The sequence below is a fragment of the Xanthobacter sp. DMC47 genome (assembly GCF_056313845.1).
The window spans coordinates 178,380-198,258 of the sequence record NZ_JBQUZM010000001.1; the positions used below are offsets into that span (position 1 = coordinate 178,380).

Here is a 19,879-nt window from a genome sequence, read left to right on the forward strand (position 1 = left end):
CGCCCCCTGTGTGGCAAGAAGGGATGGCGCTGCGCAAGGGGCTTGCGTCAAATCCACGCCGCGCGCCATGGAGCCGTCGCACGAACGCCGCCCAAGCCGGACCGGGTCGGCCTGTCGCGTGCGTGGCGAGGGCGAAACCGCCCTGCCGTTCAGCCCGCCAGGGCCGCCTCGATAGCGGAGAGCGCCGCGTCGGCCTTGTCGCCGTCGGGTCCGCCGGCCTGGGCCATGTCGGGGCGGCCGCCGCCGCCCTTGCCGCCCAGTGCCTCGGCGCCCAGCCGCACCAGAGAAACGGCATCGACGCGGGCGGTGAGGTCGGCGGTGACGCCCACCACAATGCCGGCCTTGCCGTCGGACGTGACGCCGACGATGGCGACGACGCCCGAGCCGATCTGCTTCTTGCCCTCGTCCACCAGGCCCTTGAGATCCTTGATCTCGATGCCTTCCACCTGGCGCGCGAGCAGCTTGATGTCGCCGACCGTGCGCACCGCATCTCCCGCGCCCTGGCCGCCGCCCATGGCCAGCTTCTTGCGGGTCTCGGCCAGCTCACGCTCCAGCTTGCGCCGTTCCTCGACGAGGGCGGCGACGCGCGCCTCCACCTCGCCAACCGGCGCCTTCAGCGCGGAGGCCGTGGCGATGAGCGCGGCATTCGCGCCATTCAGGTGCTTGCGCGCCGCACGGGCGGTGAGTGCCTCGATGCGGCGGACGCCGGAGGCCACAGCGCCTTCGGAGACCACGGAGATCAGGCCGATGTCGCCGGTGCGCTTCACATGGGTGCCGCCGCACAGCTCCACCGAATAGGGCGCGCCGTTGCCGTCGTCGGTACCCATGGAGACGACGCGCACCTCCTCGCCATACTTCTCGCCGAACAGAGCGCGAGCGCCGGACTTGATGGCATCGTCCACCGCAAGGACGCGAGTTTCCACCGGCTCGTTGCGCAGCACGAAGCGGTTGGCGATCTCCTCCACCTCCGCCACCTCGGCCTCGCTGAGCGGCTTGGGGTGGGAGAAGTCGAAGCGCAGGCGGTCGGGCGCGACGAGCGAGCCCTTCTGCGCCACATGCTCGCCGAGCACACGGCGCAGCGCCTCGTGCAGCAGATGGGTGGCGGAATGGTTGGCGCGCACGGCCGCGCGGCGATCGTGGTCGACCTCCAGCACCAAAGCGGTGCCGGGCTTGAGCGTGCCGCTCTCCACCTTCACGTCGTGCAGGAACAGGTCGCCCAGCTTCTTCTGGGTGATGCGCACCTCGGCGACGAGGCCGCCCTCTCCCGTCATGCGGCCGGTATCGCCGACCTGGCCGCCGGATTCGGCGTAGAACGGGGTCTGGTTGAGCACCACGAGGCCGGTCTCGCCGGCGTTGAGAGCCGCGACCTCGGCACCGTCGCGCACCAGGGCGGTGACCACGCCTTCCGCCTTCTCCGTGTCGTAGCCGAGGAAGTCGGTGGCGCCCACCTTGTCGCGCAGGCCGAACCACAGCGTGTCGGTGGCCGCTTCGCCGGAGCCGGCCCAGTTGGCGCGGGCCTCGGCCTTCTGGCGCGCCATGGCCGCATCGAACGCCGCCGTGTCCACGCCGATACCGCGGGCCCGCAGGGCGTCCTGGGTCAAGTCGAGGGGGAAGCCGTAGGTGTCGTAGAGCTTGAACGCCACCTCGCCGGGGAAGCTGGCGCCGGAGACGAGGCCCTGGCTCTCCTCCTCGAGGATCGAGAGGCCGCGCTCGAGCGTGCGGCGGAAGCGAGTCTCCTCCAGCAGCAGCGTCTCTTCCGCCAGCGGCTCGGCGCGCACGATCTCGGGATAGGCCCGGCCCATCTCGCGCACCAGGATGGGCACGAGGCGGTGCATCAGCGGGTCCTTGGCGCCGAGCAGCTGCGCGTGGCGCATGGCCCGGCGCATGATGCGGCGCAGGACGTAGCCGCGCCCCTCGTTCGAGGGCAGCACGCCATCGGCGGTGAGGAAGACCGACGCCCGCAGGTGGTCGGCGATCACCCGGTGGCTCGCCTTCTGCGGGCCCTCGGGATCCACGCCGGTGAATTCGGCGACCTCGGCGATGAGGGCGCGCATGAGGTCGGTTTCGTAATTGTCGTGGGTGCCCTGCAGCACCGCCGAGATGCGCTCGAGGCCCATGCCCGTGTCGATGGACGGCCGCGGCAGGCCGACGCGCTCGCCGCCCGGCAGCTGTTCATACTGCATGAACACGAGATTCCAGATCTCGATGAAGCGGTCGCCGTCCTGGTCCGCCGAGCCGGGCGGGCCGCCGAAGATGTGCGGGCCGTGGTCGAAGAAGATTTCCGAGCAGGGGCCGCACGGGCCGGTGTCGCCCATGGACCAGAAATTGTCCGACGACGCGATGCGGATGATGCGGTCGTCGGAGAGGCCGGCGATCTTCTTCCACAGGCCGTGGGCTTCCTCGTCCTCGCTGTAGACCGTGACGAGCAGGCGGTCCTTCGGCAATTCGAAGGTACGAGTGACGAGGTTCCAGGCGAGCTCGATCGCGCGATCCTTGAAATAGTCGCCGAACGAGAAATTGCCGAGCATTTCAAAGAAGGTGTGGTGCCGCGCGGTGTAGCCCACATTGTCGAGGTCGTTGTGCTTGCCGCCGGCCCTGACGCACTTCTGCGACGTCACCGCCCGCGAATAGGGCCGCTTCTCGACGCCGGTGAAGACGTTCTTGAACTGCACCATGCCCGCGTTGGCGAACATGAGCGTGGGGTCGTTATGCGGCACGAGGGGCGACGAGGCGACGGCCTCGTGGCCCTCCTTGACGAAGTAGTCGATGAAGCTCGACCGGATCTCGTTGACGCCGCTCATGTGCCGGCACTGTCCCTCGGAGGCCGGGCCTTGCGGCCGCCGGCTCTGGTGATCGCTGCGCGCGCCAGCGCCTCGGGCCAACCTCCGGCCACCCCTCGGGCGTCGCGCGGTCCCCTCGACCGTGGCGGCCGGCGGAACCGGGTTCGTTTAACGATGGGCCCGCCGCTTGTCCAGAAACGCGAGGGCGCAACACGAAGCTGGGCCCCGGACACATCGCGCTCCTCGATAAAAACGGGCGGGCACCGTTAGGTCCCCGCCCGCCCTGTAACCGTCACGACGCACTCCGCATACGCCCCTCAGGCGTCGGCAGCGGAGCCCTCGGCGTCTTCCTCGGGATCGCCGGCGAGGATCTTTTCGGCGATGAGGCCGGCGTTTTGGCGGATGGCCGCCTCGATGCGCCCGGCGATCTCCTGGTTCTGCTTCAGGAAGGTCTTGGCGTTCTCGCGGCCCTGGCCGAGGCGCTGGCTGTCGTGGGAGAACCAGGCGCCGGACTTCTCCACCACGCCGGCGCGCACGCCGAGGTCAAGAAGCTCGCCGGTCTTGGAGACACCCTCTCCATACATGATGTCGAACTCGACCTGCTTGAAGGGCGGCGCCAGCTTGTTCTTCACCACCTTCACACGGGTCTGGTTGCCCACGACCTCGTCGCGCTCCTTGATGGCACCGATGCGGCGGATGTCGAGGCGCACGGAGGCATAGAACTTCAGCGCGTTGCCGCCCGTGGTGGTCTCGGGCGAGCCATACATCACGCCGATCTTCATCCGGATCTGGTTGATGAAGATGACCATGGTGTTGGACTTGGAGATGGAGGCGGTGAGCTTGCGCAGCGCCTGGCTCATGAGGCGAGCCTGCAGGCCGGGCTGGTTGTCGCCCATCTCGCCGTCGAGCTCGGCGCGCGGGGTGAGGGCGGCCACCGAATCGACCACCAGCACGTCGATGGCGCCGGAGCGCACCAGCGTGTCGGCGATCTCCAGCGCCTGCTCGCCAGCGTCAGGCTGGGAGATGAGCAGGTCGTCCAGGTTCACGCCGAGCTTGCGGGCATAGACCGGATCGAGCGCATGTTCGGCATCGATGAAGGCACAGGTGCCGCCGCGCTTCTGCGATTCGGCGATGGTGTGCAGCGCAAGCGTGGTCTTGCCCGAGGATTCCGGGCCGTAGATCTCCACGACGCGCCCCTTGGGCAGCCCGCCGATGCCCAGCGCGATGTCGAGCCCCAGCGAACCGGTGGGAATGCTCTCGATCTCAAGGGCTTTTCCCCCCTTGCCGAGCCGCATGATGGAGCCCTTGCCGAAATGCCGCTCGATCTGCGAGAGCGCGGCATCCAGCGCCTTGGTCTTGTCCATGGAAGAACCTTCGACGAGTCGGAGTGTCGCCTGAGTCATCGCCGCGCTCCGGTGCGGGTGCAAGGGGAATTAAGAACGTGGCAGTTGTACCTGTTTTGTTCTAAGTTCGCAATATGTTCTCTTTCGTCCACAGCATGTGGATAACATTTCGTAACGCGGCGCGTCCCGCACACCTGCCCTAACGCCGAGCTGCCGCTTCGGCGCGGCCTTCTTTCGCAGGTGCGGTGAAACCCTGAGCCGGCCTGCCGCGTTCAGGCCGAAGAGCACGGGACAAGCGCCCGCATCCTCGGTTCACATCGCGCCGGCGACGCCGGAGGAGACACATATGCGCATCGCCCAGATCGCGCCGCTCATCGAGAGCGTGCCCCCGCGTCGCTACGGCGGAACCGAACGCATCGTCTCCTATCTGTGCGAAGCGCTGGTGGCGCAGGGCCACGACGTGACGCTGTTCGCCAGCGGGGACTCCCTGACTTCGGCGCAGCTCGAACCCATGTGCGAGATGGGCCTGCGACTGTCGCCGGGGCCGGTCGATCCCATCGTCTTCCACATGCTCATGCTGGAGCAGGTGCGGCGGCGCGCGGACGAATTCGACATCCTCCACGTCCATGTGGACGTGCTGCACTATGCGGTGCTGAAGGAGCATGCTCCGCGCACGCTCACCACCCTGCACGGCCGGCTCGATAGCGTGGCCGCCCACCGGCTATATGCGCTCTATGACGAGTTCCCGCTGGTCTCGATCTCCAACCACCAGCGCAAGCCCATGCCGCCGGTGAACTGGGCCTCGACCATCTATCACGGCCTGCCGGAGACCCTGCTGCCGTTCAATCCCGACGGCTGCGACTATCTCGCCTTCCTCGGCCGCATCTCGCCGGAAAAACGGCCCGACCGGGCCATCGAGATCGCCGCGCGCGCCGGCCTGCCGCTGAAGATCGCAGCCAAGGTGGACCGGGTGGACGAGGACTATTGGGAGCAGAAGATCCGCCCCATGGTGGAGGCCACGCCCGGCGTCGAATTCATCGGCGAGATCGACGAGCGGCAGAAGGCGCACTTCCTGGGCAATGCCAAGGCCCTGCTCTTCCCCATCGACTGGCCGGAACCCTTCGGGCTGGTGATGATCGAGGCCATGTCCTGCGGCACCCCCACCATCGCCTATGGCTGCGGCTCCGTACCCGAGGTGCTGGAGGACGGCCTCACCGGTTACATCGTTTCCGGTCAGGATGAGGCGGTGGCCCGTGTCGCCGACCTCGATCGGCTTGATCGCGCCGCCATCCGGCGGACCTTCGAGAAGCGTTTTTCCGCGGGGCGGATGGCGCGGGACTATGCGGCCCTCTACGAGCGCCTTGCCGCCCCCGCGAGCCCGCGCAAGAAGCGCGAGCTGGGCGCAGGAAGTCTGAATGTCTCCGTCTGACGCTGCGGCCCGGGTCGCCGGCACAGACCCGCAGGAACCGGGCTATGCCATCGCGGCCAGCGCCTCGCAGATCGAGGCGGTGCCGCGCACGCTCAAGCACGACGACACGTTCGCCGTATTCGATGCCCATGGCGATGCCGTGCCCGGTCTCGCCAGCAACCACGGCCTGTTCCACCGCGATACGCGCCATCTGTCGCAATTCTTCCTCACCATCGATGGCGTGCGGCCCCTGCTGCTCGGTTCCACCGTGCGGGACGACAATGCCACGCTGAGCTGCGACCTCACCAATCCGGACCTGCCGGCCCGCGGCGGGGGGGACGAGCTGGCGCACGATCTCATCCACCTGCGCCGCTCGCGCTTCCTGTTCCGGGGCGCCTGCCACGAATGCCTCTCCATCCGCAATTTCGATGGCGAGACGCGCACGTTCGAGATCGGCCTGTTCTTCGATGCGGATTTCGTGGACCTGTTCGAGGTGCGCGGTTCCCACAGGGCCAAGCGCGGGCGCGTCGCGGTGCCGGTGGTGGGAGAAAGCCATGTGGGCCTCGCCTATCGCGGCCTCGACGCCCGCACCCGCACCACCCGGCTCGCATTCGCACCGCGGCCGAGTGTGCTCACAGCCGACCGGGCGCTTTACCAACTCACCCTCAAGCCCGGCGAGGGGTTCGTGATCTTCGCCGAGATCCGCTGCGACGGGGCCGAGCCGGAGCGCGATGCCCGGCAGGCCTTCCGGCTGGGACTGAAAGATATCCGCGCCGACATGCGGGCGCGGACCGCGCGCTCGGCAGGCGTCTCCTCCTCGAACGATCACTTCAATGAGGGACTACGGCGGGCGGTGAGCGATCTGAACGTGCTCATCACCGACCTGCCGGAGGGACCCTACCCCTACGCGGGCGTGCCGTGGTTCTCGACCGTGTTCGGGCGGGACGCGCTCATCACCGCCTTCGAGACGTTGTGGCTCACGCCCTCCCTGGCGCGCGGCGTGCTGCTGCACCTCGCCGCCAATCAGGCCACCACCTTCGATCCCGAAGCCGATGCCGAGCCCGGCAAGATCCTGCACGAGGTGCGGTTCGGCGAAATGGCGGAGCTGGGGGAGGTGCCGTTTCGCCGCTATTATGGCAGCATCGATTCCACCCCGCTCTTCGTGATGCTGGCCGGCGCCTATCTGGCGCGCACCGGCGATCTGGAGACGGCCCGCATGCTGTGGCCGGCCGTCGAGGCGGCGCTGGGCTGGATGCGCGAGCACGGCGACCGCGACGGCGACGGCTTCATCGAATACGGCCGCCGGCGCGGCGATGGTCTGGTCAATCAAGGCTGGAAGGACAGCCACGACAGCATCTTCCACGCGGATGGACGGCTCGCGAAAGGCCCCATCGCACTGGTCGAGGTGCAGGGCTATGCCTATGCCGCGTGGAATGCGGCGACCGCCATCGCCCGCGCGCTCGGCGATCCAGCCGCGGCGGAGGACTATGCGGCACGGGCACGCGACATGCGAACTGCCTTCGATGCCGCCTTCTTCGATCGGGCCCTCGGCACCTATGTGCTGGCGCTGGACGGCGACAAGGCGCCCTGCCGGGTGCGCACCTCCAATGCCGGGCACGCCCTGTTCGCGGGCATCGCGTTGCCGGAGCGGGCGGAAGCGGTGGCGGCGACCTTGATGACCAGCAGTTCGTTCTCGGGTTGGGGCGTGCGGACGCTCGCGGCGGGAGAGGCGCGGTTCAATCCCATGAGCTATCACAATGGCTCGGTGTGGCCGCACGACAATGCGGTGGTCGCGCTGGGGCTTGCCCGCTACGGCTTCCGGGCCGAGGCGGCGCGCATCTTCGAGGGGCTGTTCCGCGCCTCGGTCTATTTCGACCTGCGACGCATCCCCGAGCTGTTCTGCGGCTTCGCGCGCCAACGCAACAGGGGGCCGGTGGGCTATCCGGTCGCCTGCGCGCCGCAGGCCTGGGCAGCGGCGGCGCCGCTGGCGCTTCTGCAGGCGTCCCTGGGCCTCGGCTTCGACGTGGCGGAACGGCGGGCGGTGTTCGAGAGGCCCATGCTGCCGGAATTCCTCGATACGCTCACCCTCACAGGCCTCGCCGTCGCGGATGGGAAGATCGACGTGAAGGTGGAGCGGGTGGGCGCCACCGCCGCCCTGTCGGTGATCGACCGCCAAGGCGACGTGGGCATCCGGGTGGAGGCGTGAGCGCTAAAGGGCGGCGTGGTCGCGCACCGCTTCCCCGAGCGCATCCTTGAGGGTGGCGAAGCGGGCGTCGAGCGCGAGCGGGTCACTCCGGTTGAGGGCGATCATTTGCGCCCGCGCCTCGCCGCCCCGCACCACCTCGAAGGCGTCGGACACGATGCCCGCCACGACCGCCTCGGCCACCGCCTCGGCCGGCTCGCGGCTGAAGCCGACCTCCGGTCCGGCGCGGCTGCTGCGCATCATGGGCGTGTCGGTCGCACCGGGATAGACGGTGAGCACCCGCATGCCTTCCCCCGCCAGTTCCCGCCGCAGCGCCTCGTCGAAGCGCGCGAGCCCCGCCTTCGCCGCCGCGTAGGTGGCGTAGAACGGCATGCCGATGAGCGCGATGGCGGAGGTGATGTCCACGATCAGCCCCTCCCCGCTCGCGCGCAGCGCCGGCAGCGCGGCGCGGGTGAGGAGGATGGGCGCGATCAGGTCCACCTCGATCATGGCGCGGATGTCGGCTTCGCTCGTCTGCTCCAGCCGGCCGGCGCGCACGCCACCCGCGTTGTTGATGAGGATGTCGAGCCCTCCGAGCGCCGCCACCGCGCCGTCCAGCATGGCCGCCCGGGCGGTTGGCTCAGTCACATCGCCGGCGATCCCGTGGGCCTCGGCGCCGGAGGCCTTCAGCGCGCCCACCGCCTCCGCCAACACGTTCGGCCGGCGGCCGGTGAGCACGAGGCGCGCCCCCTCCGCCGCCAGCGCGGTGGCGATGGCGCGGCCGATACCGCTTGATCCGCCGGTGAGGAGGATCCGCTTTCCCTGAATCTTCATGGCCGCTCTCTCCGCCCCTCACTCCGCCGCGGGCGGATAGTTGGAGGGGAAGAGCGCGCGCCGGGAGGCTTCGTCGCCCGAGGCCTTGAACGTGTGGTCCTTGCCCACCTCGCGGGCGCGGACGGCGGCGGGGCGGGCATCGATCTCGGCGAACCAGCGCTTGATGTGCGGGAAGCGCGCGAGGGGATCGTCCTCGCCCTTCAGCACCCGCGATGCCCGGAGGACCCAGCCCCAGGCCGACATGTCAGCGATGGTGTAGTCCTTGCCCGTGATGTAGGGGCGGGTGGCGAGGAGGTCATCGAGCACCTGATAGTGCCGCTCCGCCTCGCGCCTGTAGCGGTTCACGGCATAGCCGAGGCCATCGGGCGCAGCGTGCTGGAAATGCACCGCCTGACCGGAGAATGGCCCGAGCCCGCTGGCGATGAAGAGGAGCCAGGACAGCAGTTCCGGACGGTCCTTGGGGTCGCCGCCGAAGCGGCCAGTCTTCTCCGCGAGATAGATGAGGATGGCGGTGGAATCGAACACCCGCGCCTCGACGCCCCCCGGCCCGTCCGTATCCACGATGGCCGGCACCTTGCCGTTGGGATTGATGGCGCGGAACGCCGGCAGGTGCTGCTCGCCCTTGGCGGTGTCCACCGGGATCACCTCGTAGGGAAGTCCCGTCTCCTCCAGGAAGAGCGCGACCTTGGCCGGGTTGGGCGTGGGATGGAAATAGAAGCGGATCAACGGGATCACCCTTCGCTGGCGACCGCCGAAGCGGGCGCGTTTGCGTTTTAGAACGACTGATATAGAATGCACGCATCGGACGCCCGCGCAAGCTGTCTGCGTCGCAAATTCCTGTCGCATGCCAGATCCCGGCGGCGGCATGACACGCCATGGATGATCCAGAATGATCGACCTGCATTATTGGCCGACTCCGAACGGTCACAAGATCACGATGTTCCTGGAAGAAACGGGCATCGACTACAACGTCATCCCCGTCGACATCAGCGCGGGCGATCAATTCAAGCCGGATTTTCTTGCCATTGCCCCCAACAACCGCATGCCGGCCATCGTCGATCATGCGCCTGCGGACGGCGGCGCGCCCATTTCGATCTTCGAATCCGGCGCCATCCTCCTCTATCTCGCGGAGAAGACCGGCCGCTTCGTTCCGACCGACGTGCGCGGGCGGAAAAGCGTGCTGGAATGGCTGTTCTGGCAGGTCGGCGGGCTCGGCCCCATGGCCGGGCAGAACCACCATTTCGTCCAGTACGCGCCGGAGCGGATCCCCTATGCCATGGAGCGCTACGTGAAGGAGACGAACCGTCTCTATGGCGTGCTCAACACCCGCCTCGGCAAGTGCGCGAACGTGGCGGGGGAGGACTATTCCATCGCCGACATGGCCATCTATCCCTGGATCGTGCCACACCAGCGCCAGCAGCAGGACCTCGACACCTTCCCGCACCTCAAGCGCTGGTTCGATGCGGTGGCGGCACGTCCGGCCACCATCGCGGCCTATGCCAAGGGCGAGCCCTTCACCAAGCGGCCGACAGTGACCGAGGAAGGCAAGAAGATCCTGTTCGGCCAGACCGCGCGGCAGGCCGGATGACGCCTCCCCCGGCACGGGTTACGCTGCGCCGGGTTTGAAAAGACGCGGGAAAGACGGGTTACGATGGCGCGGCCGAGGGCATTCGACGAGGGCGAGGTACTGGACGCGGCGTTGCGCTGCTTCTGGACCCGCGGCTACGAAGCGACCTCGGTGCGCGATCTCGCCGCCTCCATGGGGCTCACCGGCGCCAGCCTCTACAACGCCTTCGGCGACAAGCGCACGCTCTATGAGAAGGCGCTCGAGCGCTATGCCAGCCACAGCATGGCGGAACGCATCCGCCGGCTGGAGGCTCCCGGCATTGCCCCGCGCGACGCCATCGCCGGCTTCTTCCGGGAGACGCTGGAGCGCGCGCTCGACGATCCGGACATGAAGGGCTGTTTCGTCGTGAATGCGGCGGTGGAGATGGGGCCGCACGACCCCGAGCTGCGCGCCGCCGCCCTCGCCTCCCTCGGCGAGGTGGAAGCTTTCCTCACCCGCCGCGTCGAGGCCGGCCGCAAGGACGGGACGATCCAGAAGCGGGAGACCGCGCAGGAGCTGGCGCGCATGCTCCTCGGCGTCCACCTCGGCCTGCGCGTGCTGGCACGCCTGCGCCCCGGCCGTGAACTGCTGGAGGGGGTGGTGAAGCCTGCCCTCGCCGCCCTCGATCCGCGCCCGCCGGGCTGATCCGGCGGGCGATCCCTCCCCCGCAGCAGGACGCCTCCCATGATCCGGGCCTATGTGTTCGATGCCTATGGCACGTTGTTCGATGTGCAGTCGGTGAGTGCCGTCACCGATGCGGCCTTCCCCGGCCATGGCGAGATCATCACGCAGGTGTGGCGGATGAAACAGCTGGAATACAGCTGGCTCTGCTCGCTCATGGGGGACTATGAGGACTTCTGGTCCGTCACGCGCCGCGCCCTCACCTACACGCTCGGCATCCTCGGGCTCCAGCCGACCGAAGCGCTGTTCGATGCCCTCGCCGAGGCCTACAACCGCCTGACGCCCTATCCGGACGCCGCCGAGGCGCTGGCCGCCCTCACCGGCGTGCGACGGGCGATCCTCTCCAACGGAAGCCCCGGCATGTTGCAGGCGCTGGTGGGCAACTCGCCGCTGGCGCCCTTCATCGAGGATACCATCAGCGTCGATGCGAAGCGCTGCTTCAAGCCGGATCCCCGTGCCTATGAGCTCGTTGAGGAACGGCTGGGCGTGAAGCCCCACGAGGTGATGTTCGTTTCCTCCAACGGGTTCGACATCGCCGGCGCCAAGAGTTTCGGGTTCAACGTCGCCCGCATCTCCCGCGTGCCGGAAGCCGCCCTCGCGGCGGAGCTGACAGCGACCGGACCGTTGACGGCCTCGGCCTTCTACCGTGCCCTGCGGACGCAGGAGGAAGCCCTCGGCCATGCGCCGGACGTGGTTGTCACCAGCCTGTCAGAACTGGTGAGCCGCCACATCGCGGGCTGAGGCGGGGCCCTATTTCGGCAGCGCCTCCACGAAATCCTCCTGAAACTCCTTCAGCTCCACCGGATTGAGATCGGACACCGCCCAATAGGAGAGCCCCGCCTCGCTCCAGCCCATGAGCGTGTAGCCGTCGCGGCCCTTCGCCGTATGAGCGCCGGACGCGCCGGGCCAGACGAAGACGTTGATGACATGGCCGTTGCGGCGATAGACCAGCGCCGCGACGACCCGCCCCCCCACATAATCGAGACGCCCGCCCACCAGCGGAAACCCGCGGGCGGAAAGGTCCACCACCGGCGGGGAGAAATCGATGCGGCCGCCGAACCACGGCTTCACCGTGTGCTGGTTGGAGGAGGCCACGTCGGTGAGGTGATCGGCCAGCAAGGAGCGCACATGGCCGGCGACCAGCTCGTCCTCCAGCGCGCCCCCGCGCGGCGGCAGCACGGCGATGAAGATCGCCACCGCCAGCACCGCGAGGGAGGGCACGAGACTCCATTTCGCTAAGCGCTGGCGCGTCACGGTCCGCCCCGCGTTGCCCCAGACGCGGTGCCACAGCGCCGCCGGACTCCACCCGGCCGCCGGTGAAGTGCCGGCCTCCTCCGCCGCGAGGGCGGCGACCACGCTCGCGTGCAGCCCCTCGGGCACGGGCCAGCGTGCCGCGCCGGAGGAGAGCAGCGCGTGCGCATCTTCCAGCCGCCGCAGGTGCGCCGCGCAGGCGGGGCAGGAGGCCAGATGCCGCTCCACCTCCATCACATGGACGGCGTCGAGTTCCCCGTCGAGGTAGGAATTGAGAAGCGCGTCCCACTCCGCGCAGGGCTCGGGCGCGCGACCCGGATCTTCGCTCATCGCACCGCCTCCGCCCCTCCGGCGACGTGTTCCCACAGGTCGGCGAAATGGCGCCGCGCGCGGGAAAGGCGCGACATGACGGTGCCTACGGGCACGCCCGCGACATCCGCGATTTCGCGATAGGAGAGGTCATCCAACTCGCGCAGCACCAGCACCTCGCGCAGGGGCTCTGGGAGCAGCTCGAGTGTGCCGCGCACCCGGTCCGCCTGTGCGCGGCGAAGCAGGATGGTTTCGGGCGTCTCGCCGTCCACCAGCAGATCAAGCGCATCCTCCATCCCTGCGTCCTCGTCCGCGGACGGGAGGTCCGGCGCGCGGCGCTGCATCTCGCGGCGGCGATCTTCGCGCCAGTTCAGGTGGCAGTTGCGCACGATGGCGAGCAGCCAGGCGCGCGCGCTGCCGCCCCGGAAATCGGCGAAGGCGCGATACGCGCGCAGGTAGGCCTCCTGCACGATATCCTGCGCGGCGTCCGCATCGCGGGTGAGATAGCGGGCGAGCGTATATGCGGCGTCGAGATGCGGCAGCATGCTGGCGCGGAAGCGCGCCGCCTCCGTGGCTGTGAGAGGCCGGCCGGGCCGCGTCTCCTCGGCGCGCGGGGCAGCGCCCTCCACCGGTGCGGCGGCCACGGCGAAGAGGGCGCGCACCGCAGGGGCAACGGCAGCGACGAGGCCGCGCAGCCCGCTCGGGCCGGCGCCGCACCACCGCCGCCCGCCTGCCAGCGGGAAGGTCGCGATCGAGATCATCCCATGCCCATTCCAGATGGAGGGAGCGGCCGCAGCCGCTCCCCGACCGGGCGTCAGCCGCCCGCTTTCACGATGACCTTTCCGACCATGTGCGGGTGAAGGGAACAGAAATACGAGTAATCTCCCGCATTCGTGAAGGTGAAGGAGAACTTGCCTTCCGTATCGAGAGCCTTCGAGCGGAACGCCTGCTTTTTATCCACCACCGTGTGTGGAATATCGTCATTGTTGATCCAGGTGACGGTGGTCCCCGGCGTCACGGTGACTTCGGCGGGCGTGAAGGTAAAATTGTCGATGCTGACCGTGACGTCCTCGGCGAGGGCCGGCGTGGCGAGCGCACCAAGGGCGAGACAAATTGCGAGCGCCGCGACCTGCGGCGGGATGAGAAGACGCGACGGTTTCAAGGGGAAGCTCCTTGCTGGATGAGGCCGGCCGCAGCCGGCCGTAACGCGGCGGCGAACGTCGCCTCAGCCTTCGAGGGGGCTGTCGATAATGGCGAGCGGTTCCGAGCCGCGGACGAAATTGACCGTGGCGATGCCGAGATTCTTCCTCAGCTCGCCCGCCGGCAGCTTCAGCGGCCCCGGCGAGGGGGCAGTGCCGGGCGCGGGCTGCGGGAAGGCGGTGGAGCGCGCGGTGTGGAAGGAGACGTTGCCTTCCACCTTCTGCATCACCTGGTGGATATGCCCGTTGAGCACCGTCACCGAGCCGAACCTTTTCAGGTAGGACAGGGCCTCCAGCCCATCGGCGGTGCCCCAGCCCCATTCGGGATAGACGGTCCAGAGCGGGATGTGGGCGAACACCACGAGGGGTGTCGAGGACGGCAGGCCGGCGACGTCGTTCTCCAGCCATTCCAGTTGCTCGGCACCGAGATTGCCGAGGCCGCCTGCCTTCAGGTTCACCACGTTGACCAGCGCGATGAAATGCACGCCGCCATGATCGTAGCTGTACCAGCCGGCGCCCTTCGATCCCTTGCCGTAGCGGTCGAGATAGGCCTTGCCCTGCCCCTCGTCGAGCAGATCGTGCTCGCCCGGGACGTAGAAGACAGGGATGCCGGCCTCCTTGATGATCTGGTCGGCGTCGTCGAACTCCTTGTCCTTGGACAGGTGGCTGATGTCGCCGGTGTGGATCATGAAGGCGGGCTTTTCCTTCAGGGTTCGGATGCGGGCCACGGCCTCGCGCAGCGTGCCCAGCGCATCCGGGTTGGCGGCCTTGTCGAAGCCCACATGGCTGTCGGAAATCTGCAGGAAGGTCAGCGTCTTCGCCGGCTCCGCCGCGAGCGCGCGCCCGAGGCCGACGCCGCTCGCGACGCCGCCGGACATGGACCACAGGATGCCGGTGCCGGCCCAGGTCATGCATTCGAGGAAGCCGCGCCGGTCGATGCCGTCCGCGTCGCGCAAGGGGGCGGTCTCGGAGGACGGCCGTTCGTGTCTGCTCATGGATCTCTCCGCATGGCGCCGGGCGCGGCCGGCGCTGCGACCCCGCGCCCGTTCGGAGCGGCGGCGGTCGAGGCGTGGGCGTCGCCTCAGGGCGTCCCACAGGGGCCAAGACCGGGGAGCGGGCCGGTTTATTCCCGACCTGAGAGATTTTTTGCGGCGGAGGACACCGGCAGGGCGGCGAGCCGGCTGCGCAGGCGGGGCACAGTGAACGACACGAAAGCGCGCAGCTTCGCCGCCGGCAGGCGCGCCTCGGGGTAGACGATGGCCACCGGCAAGGGCGGCCCTTCATAGTCTTCCAGAAGCAGCACGAGGCGCTTGGCCGCCACCGCCTCCTCCACCTGATAGGAGAGCACGCGCGTGATGCCACGGCCGCGCACGGCGGCGTCGATGGCGGCCTCGGCGCCGTTCACCACATAGTGCGGGCGCACCGTCACCTGCTTGCGCGACCCGCCGCCGGGACCGGGCGCGAAGCTCCAGATGGCATTGTCGGTGATCTGGGAAAAGGAGACGACGCGGTGGCCCGCGAGGTCTGCCGGCACAAGCGGCGCGCCGTGGGCGGAGAGGTAGGCCGGGCTGGCGCAGACCACGCGGCGCACCTCCCCCACCCGCGTCGCGACCAGGCTGGAATCCGGCAGTTGACCGATGCGCACCGCCGCGTCGTGGCCTTCATCGATCAGGCTCACCACCCGATCCACCAGCAGCAGACGCGCCTCCAGCTTCGGATTTGCCTCCAGCAATTCCTCCACCAGCGGCGCCACATGCAGCCGCCCGAAGGTGACCGGCGCGGTGAGGGAGAGAAGGCCGCGCGGATCGGTGCGCTCGCCCGCCGCGAGCTGGTCCGCCTCGGCAAGTTCGGCAAGGATCGCGCGGCAGGCGGCGAGATAGCGCTCGCCGGCCTTGGTGAGATGCAGCGCGCGGGTCGTGCGGTGGAGGAGGCGTGTGCCGAGCCGCTCTTCCAGAAGAGCAACCGCCCGCGTGATGGCCGCCGGCGAGCGCCCGAGCCGCCGCGCCGCGCCGGCAAGGCTCCCCTCGTCCAGCGCGGCGACGAAGGCGGTCATGGCGTCGATGCGGTCCATTCTTCGATTTCAGATAATGAAACAATAGCTTTCAGATTATAGCCATTCAGCACAAGAGCGGGAAGCCCTAGCTATTCGTCACCGGGCCGCGATCGAACGCCGGCCCGACCCCAAGCGAAACGCGAAAGGCGCCCCCATGGACCACACCAGCCGCATCCCGGCTCTCGATCCCGCCACCACCGCCGGCAAGGCGAAGGAGCTGCTCTCCGCCGTCCAGGCGAAATTCGGCGCCACGCCCAACCTGTTCAAGGTCGCCGCCAATGCCCCCGCCGCCCTTGAAGGCCTCATCGGCCTGTCGGGCGCGCTGGGCGCCGGTGCTCTGCCGGCGAAGACGCGCGAGAGCCTCGCCATCGCCGTCGCCGAGGTGAATGGCTGCGACTATTGCCTTTCCGCCCACACCCTGATCGGCAAGGGCGCCGGCCTCTCCGACGCCGATGTCACCCTCGCCCGCGCCGGACGCGCGGCGGACAGCAAGGCGGAAGGCGCAATCGCCTTCGCCCGCGCGGTGGTCGCCAAGCGCGGCCAGGTGAGCGATGCGGAGCTTTCCGCCGCTCGCGCTGCCGGCCTCGACGACGGTGCGCTGGTGGAAGTGGTGGCGCATGTCGCCGTGAACATCTTCACCAACTACCTCAACAACGTCGCCGGCACCGAGATCGACTTTCCCGTGGTGCGCTCCGGCGCGCCGCGGGCCGCCTGAGGCCTGCGGCCGGCATCCGAACGCGCTCCGCCGGACGAACCGCCCCTCAAACGGCGGAGCGTGGATGGGTGCCAGCCGAAGCCTCACCGCCGGGCCCCTCACGGGGCCCGGCACCTCGCGTTTTCCGAAGGAGGCTGCCATGTCCGAACCCCATGCGATCCCCCCGTCCAGCGACGTCGCCTTCACGGCGGCGGTGAAGGCGGCGCAGCAGGCGCGCGGCTCGCGCCAGGCCTATGCCCGTGTGGAAGCGCGCGGCGGCTTCCGCACCGAGCTGACGCCGGATTTCGTGCAATTCCTCGGCGGCATCGACACCGCCTTCCTCGCCACCGCGAACGCCGCCGGTCAGCCCTATGTCCAGCATCGCGGCGGACCGAAGGGCTTCATCCGCGTGCTGGATGAACACACCCTCGGCATGGCGGACTTCAGCGGAAACCGGCAGTACATCACGGTCGGCAATGCCTCGGAAAACCCGAAGGCCTTCCTCTTCCTGATGGACTACACCCACCGCCGCCGCATCAAGGTGTGGGGCGAACTCTCCGTGGTGGAGGGCGATACGGATCTCGTGGCCCGACTGATGCCCGAAGACTATGGCGCCCTTCCCGAGCGCGCCTTGCTCCTCAAGGTCTCGGCCTGGGACATCAACTGCCCGCAGCACATCCCGCAGAAGATCGACGCCGCGCTCGTCGCCGCCGCCTTGCAGGAGCGCGAGGCACGCATCGCCGCCCTGGAAATGGAAGTCGCGCGCCTGCGCAGCCTCGTCGGCGCGGGCGACACCGCAGTTACGTGAAGCGAAGCTCCCGTTCACTCGTTCGTGAGCGACGTAACGGGGGCCGCTTCCACCACGAATTCTTCCACAGACAAGCAAAACCGGAACGGGGACGAGCCATGATCGACCTGCGCGAGGACGCGCGTTCCTGTGCCATCGCCGTGATGGCGAAGGCCTCGGCGCCGGGCCGCACCAAGACACGGCTCTGTCCGCCTCTCTCTCCGTCGGAGGCGGCGGCGTTCAACACTGCCTTCATCCAGGACATCGTCGGCAACATCCTCGCCGCCGGACGAATGGCGCCGGTCTCGCCTTATGTGGCCTACGGACCGACCGGTGCCGCGCATTTCTTCGATGCCGTGCTCCCTCCGGGCGTCGGGCGGATGGAGGCCGTGGCCGCCAACTTCGGCGCCTGCCTCACGATGACCCTCGCCCATCTTTTCGCCCTCGGACATCCCGCGGCGGCCGTTTTGAATTCCGACAGCCCGACGCTGCCTCCTGCCCTGCTCGCGGAACTCGCCGATGTGCTCGCCCGGCCCGGCGACCGCGCCGTGCTCGGCCCCTCCACAGACGGCGGCTATTATGTGCTCGGCCTGAAGGCGCCGCACTGGCACCTGTTCGCGGACATCGACTGGAGCACCGAGCGCGTCTGCGAGCAGACGCTGGCCCGCGCCGCCGAGATCGGCCTTCCCGTCCATGTGCTGCCCCCCTGGTACGACGTGGACGATGCGCACGCGCTGCGCCTGCTCCATGGCGAGCTGATCGCCGGCGTCCCCTTCGGCACCACGCCCTTCGCCCGCGGCGCGGCGCGCAATAGCGCGGACCTGCTCAGGCGCCTCCTCGCCCAGGGACGCCTCGCCGAACGGCTCGGCCTGCCCGTCGCCGACATCGATCCTCCCTGCCGCCGCGCCTCCTGATCGCGGCCGCCTCTCCTTCCAGCAACGGACCTTGCCGATGAACGCCCTGACCCCCGGCGCGCCCGCCATCTCCAAACGCTATTTCGAGCGGGTGGAAACGGACCGCACCAGCGTGCCGGTCCGGAAGCCAGTGTGCCTCTATCTGGAGACCACCAACCGCTGCAACCTGCTCTGCACCACCTGCCCGCGCACCTATGAGGAGCTTGAGCCGCCGGCGGACATGAGTTGGGAGCTGTTCACCTCCATCGTGGACCAGATCCCCGATCTGGAGCGCTGCGTGCTCCACGGCGTGGGCGAGCCCATGCTGGTGCCGGACCTCGACCGCATGGTCCGCTACCTGAAGGACCGCGGGACCTACGTGCTGTTCAACACCAACGGCACGGTGCTGACCGAGAAGAACGGCCGGGCAATGATCGCCGCCGGGCTCGACGAATTGCGCGTCTCCCTCGACGCCGCCAACGCCCATTCCTACCGCGTCATCCGCGGCAAGAACTACTTCGACCGGATCCTGAAGAACGTGCGCGCTTTCCGGGAATTGCAGGAGCGCGAGGGCCACGCCAATCCCCGCGTTTCCGCCTGGCTGACGGGCCTCAAGGAGACGATCTCCGAGCTGCCGGACTTCGTGCGCGTAGCGGCGGAACTGGGGGTGCGGGAGGTCTATCTCCAGCGCCTCGTCTTCTTCGAGCAGGAGGCCATCGGCCGCGCCCGCCCGGACCAGGCGCTCTACGAGCAGATCAACACCGACGAGGCCGCCTATATAGCCGAGGCGGCGCGGGTAGCGGCGGAGCTGGGGATGGTGTTCTCCGCCTCCGGCGCGGCCTCCGAGCCGGGCATGAGCCTGAAGCGGCCGGAGGACGGCTCGCCCTGGTCCATGTGCCGGCGGCCGTGGACGGTCATGTACTTCACCGCCAACGGGCGCGCGCTGCCCTGCTGCATCGCGCCCTTCTCCCAGCGCGGCTACGAGAACTACACGCTGGGCGACGCGACAACCCAGTCGCTCTCCGACATCTGGCACGGCGACGCCTACAAGGCGTTCCGCGCCGGCCTCCTCTCCGAAACGCCGCCGGCCGCCTGCGCCAATTGCGGCCTGCGCTGGAGCCTCTAGATGGCCCGCGCCCCCGCTCCGAGGGTCGCCCTCGTCATCCCGACGCTGAACGAGGCCGAGGCCATCGCCGGCACCCTCGCGGAGATTCCGAGCGGCGTCGTCGATCTCGTGGTGGTCGCCGACGGCGGTTCCACCGACGGCACGCGCGAGATCGCGGCGGCGTCCGGCGCCACCGTCCTCGCCTCGGGCCGAGGCTTCGGGCGGGCCTGTCTGGAAGGGGTGTGCGAGGCCCGTGACGCCGACATCGTCGCCTTCATGGATGCGGACGGGGCGGACGACCCCGCCTTCCTGCCGGCGCTGCTGAAGCCGCTCGCCGAGGGCAAGGCGGACTTCGCCATCGCCTCCCGCACCCGGGGCGTACGCGAGCCAGGCGCCATGGCCTGGCACCAGGTCGCTGCGGGACGGGCGGCAGGCTTTGGCATCCGCGCGCTCTACGGCGTCGCCTATTCGGACATGTGCACCTTCCGCGCCATCCGCCGCGAGGCGCTGGTCGGCCTCGGCATGCGGGAGCTGACCTATGGCTGGAACATCGAGATGCAGATGCGCGCCGCCCGCGCCGGGCTCGCCGTCGTCGAGATTCCCGTCGCCTACCGCCGCCGCAGGGGCGGTGTCTCCAAGGTCGCCGGCAACCTCTCCACGACCCTGACCGCCGGCACCCGCATCATCTCCACCTTCCTGCGGGTCGCGACCCAGAGTGCCGCGCCCGCCGTCGCGCCGAACAAGATGTGAGTGA

At 69.0% G+C, this 19,879-nt stretch carries 19 protein-coding genes; 10 read left to right on the forward strand and 9 right to left on the reverse strand.

The window, feature by feature from the left end:
* Positions 1 to 149: 149 nt before the first annotated feature.
* Both alaS and recA read right to left on the reverse strand, forming a co-directional pair.
* Complete coding sequence (alaS, locus tag ACT54R_RS00865) at positions 150 to 2,801, reverse strand: alanine--tRNA ligase (RefSeq protein WP_476322469.1); 2,652 nt, start codon at positions 2,799 to 2,801, stop codon at positions 150 to 152.
* Positions 2,802 to 3,097: 296 nt separating this feature from the next.
* On the reverse strand, positions 3,098 to 4,183 hold the full coding sequence (gene recA, locus ACT54R_RS00870; protein ID WP_168458112.1) for a recombinase RecA: 1,086 nt from the start codon (positions 4,181 to 4,183) through the stop codon (positions 3,098 to 3,100).
* 286 nt (positions 4,184 to 4,469) lie between these two features.
* Here recA and ACT54R_RS00875 point away from each other — a divergent pair, with 286 nt between their 5' ends.
* A complete protein-coding gene (locus ACT54R_RS00875) occupies positions 4,470 to 5,552 on the forward strand; it encodes a glycosyltransferase family 4 protein (protein WP_476322473.1) in 1,083 nt (360 codons plus the stop codon).
* Entirely contained in the window at positions 5,539 to 7,737 is a 2,199-nt protein-coding gene (locus tag ACT54R_RS00880) for an amylo-alpha-1,6-glucosidase (RefSeq protein WP_476322476.1), read from the forward strand. The genes ACT54R_RS00875 and ACT54R_RS00880 overlap by 14 nt, the downstream gene beginning before the upstream one ends.
* A gap of 3 nt (positions 7,738 to 7,740) precedes the next feature.
* On the opposite strand, the gene ACT54R_RS00885 is transcribed toward ACT54R_RS00880, so the two are convergent.
* Together ACT54R_RS00885 and ACT54R_RS00890 are read right to left on the reverse strand one after the other, a co-directional pair.
* Positions 7,741 to 8,547: an SDR family NAD(P)-dependent oxidoreductase gene (locus ACT54R_RS00885; RefSeq protein ID WP_476322479.1), complete on the reverse strand. Its 807-nt coding sequence runs from the start codon at positions 8,545 to 8,547 to the stop codon at positions 7,741 to 7,743.
* 18 nt (positions 8,548 to 8,565) lie between these two features.
* Entirely contained in the window at positions 8,566 to 9,273 is a 708-nt protein-coding gene (locus ACT54R_RS00890; RefSeq protein ID WP_476322482.1) for a glutathione S-transferase family protein, read from the reverse strand.
* A gap of 163 nt (positions 9,274 to 9,436) precedes the next feature.
* Between ACT54R_RS00890 and ACT54R_RS00895 the strand changes: the two genes are divergently transcribed.
* The 3 genes from ACT54R_RS00895 (at position 9,437) to ACT54R_RS00905 (ending at position 11,575) form a co-directional block, all read left to right on the forward strand.
* Complete coding sequence (locus ACT54R_RS00895) at positions 9,437 to 10,135, forward strand: glutathione binding-like protein (RefSeq protein ID WP_476322485.1); 699 nt, start codon at positions 9,437 to 9,439, stop codon at positions 10,133 to 10,135.
* Positions 10,136 to 10,198: 63 nt separating this feature from the next.
* The gene (locus ACT54R_RS00900) at positions 10,199 to 10,798 is read left to right on the forward strand and encodes a TetR/AcrR family transcriptional regulator (RefSeq protein ID WP_168458118.1); all 600 of its coding nucleotides are present in this window, start codon (positions 10,199 to 10,201) and stop codon (positions 10,796 to 10,798) included.
* Between the two features lie 39 nt (positions 10,799 to 10,837).
* Entirely contained in the window at positions 10,838 to 11,575 is a 738-nt protein-coding gene (locus ACT54R_RS00905) for a haloacid dehalogenase type II (RefSeq protein WP_476322488.1), read from the forward strand.
* Between the two features lie 9 nt (positions 11,576 to 11,584).
* Here the strand turns inward: ACT54R_RS00905 and ACT54R_RS00910 are convergent, their stop codons facing one another.
* The 5 genes from ACT54R_RS00910 to ACT54R_RS00930 form a co-directional block, all read right to left on the reverse strand.
* Positions 11,585 to 12,415, reverse strand: a complete 831-nt coding sequence (locus ACT54R_RS00910; protein WP_476322490.1) for an anti-sigma factor family protein — start codon at positions 12,413 to 12,415, stop codon at positions 11,585 to 11,587.
* Positions 12,412 to 13,155 carry a sigma-70 family RNA polymerase sigma factor gene (locus ACT54R_RS00915; protein ID WP_476322493.1) on the reverse strand — a complete coding sequence of 248 codons (744 nt, stop codon included), beginning with the start codon at positions 13,153 to 13,155 and terminating at the stop codon, positions 12,412 to 12,414. Before ACT54R_RS00915 ends, ACT54R_RS00910 begins: the two co-directional genes overlap by 4 nt.
* Before the next feature lie 53 nt (positions 13,156 to 13,208).
* Complete coding sequence (locus ACT54R_RS00920) at positions 13,209 to 13,556, reverse strand: cupredoxin domain-containing protein (RefSeq protein ID WP_168458121.1); 348 nt, start codon at positions 13,554 to 13,556, stop codon at positions 13,209 to 13,211.
* A 63-nt stretch (positions 13,557 to 13,619) separates the two neighbouring features.
* Positions 13,620 to 14,588, reverse strand: a complete 969-nt coding sequence (locus tag ACT54R_RS00925; RefSeq protein ID WP_476322496.1) for a metallophosphoesterase family protein — start codon at positions 14,586 to 14,588, stop codon at positions 13,620 to 13,622.
* A gap of 128 nt (positions 14,589 to 14,716) precedes the next feature.
* Positions 14,717 to 15,664, reverse strand: coding sequence for a LysR family transcriptional regulator (locus tag ACT54R_RS00930; RefSeq protein ID WP_476322499.1), 948 nt, complete (start codon positions 15,662 to 15,664; stop codon positions 14,717 to 14,719).
* A gap of 136 nt (positions 15,665 to 15,800) precedes the next feature.
* Here ACT54R_RS00930 and ACT54R_RS00935 point away from each other — a divergent pair, with 136 nt between their 5' ends.
* The 5 genes from ACT54R_RS00935 (at position 15,801) to ACT54R_RS00955 (ending at position 19,875) form a co-directional block, all read left to right on the forward strand.
* The gene (locus tag ACT54R_RS00935; RefSeq protein ID WP_476322502.1) at positions 15,801 to 16,361 is read left to right on the forward strand and encodes a carboxymuconolactone decarboxylase family protein; all 561 of its coding nucleotides are present in this window, start codon (positions 15,801 to 15,803) and stop codon (positions 16,359 to 16,361) included.
* Positions 16,362 to 16,500: 139 nt separating this feature from the next.
* Positions 16,501 to 17,148: a pyridoxamine 5'-phosphate oxidase family protein gene (locus ACT54R_RS00940; RefSeq protein WP_476322505.1), complete on the forward strand. Its 648-nt coding sequence runs from the start codon at positions 16,501 to 16,503 to the stop codon at positions 17,146 to 17,148.
* Between the two features lie 98 nt (positions 17,149 to 17,246).
* Positions 17,247 to 18,041: a TIGR04282 family arsenosugar biosynthesis glycosyltransferase gene (locus ACT54R_RS00945; protein WP_476322508.1), complete on the forward strand. Its 795-nt coding sequence runs from the start codon at positions 17,247 to 17,249 to the stop codon at positions 18,039 to 18,041.
* 37 nt (positions 18,042 to 18,078) lie between these two features.
* Entirely contained in the window at positions 18,079 to 19,146 is a 1,068-nt protein-coding gene (locus tag ACT54R_RS00950) for a radical SAM protein (protein ID WP_476322511.1), read from the forward strand.
* On the forward strand, positions 19,147 to 19,875 hold the full coding sequence (locus ACT54R_RS00955; protein ID WP_476322514.1) for a glycosyltransferase family 2 protein: 729 nt from the start codon (positions 19,147 to 19,149) through the stop codon (positions 19,873 to 19,875).
* Positions 19,876 to 19,879: the final 4 nt, after the last annotated feature.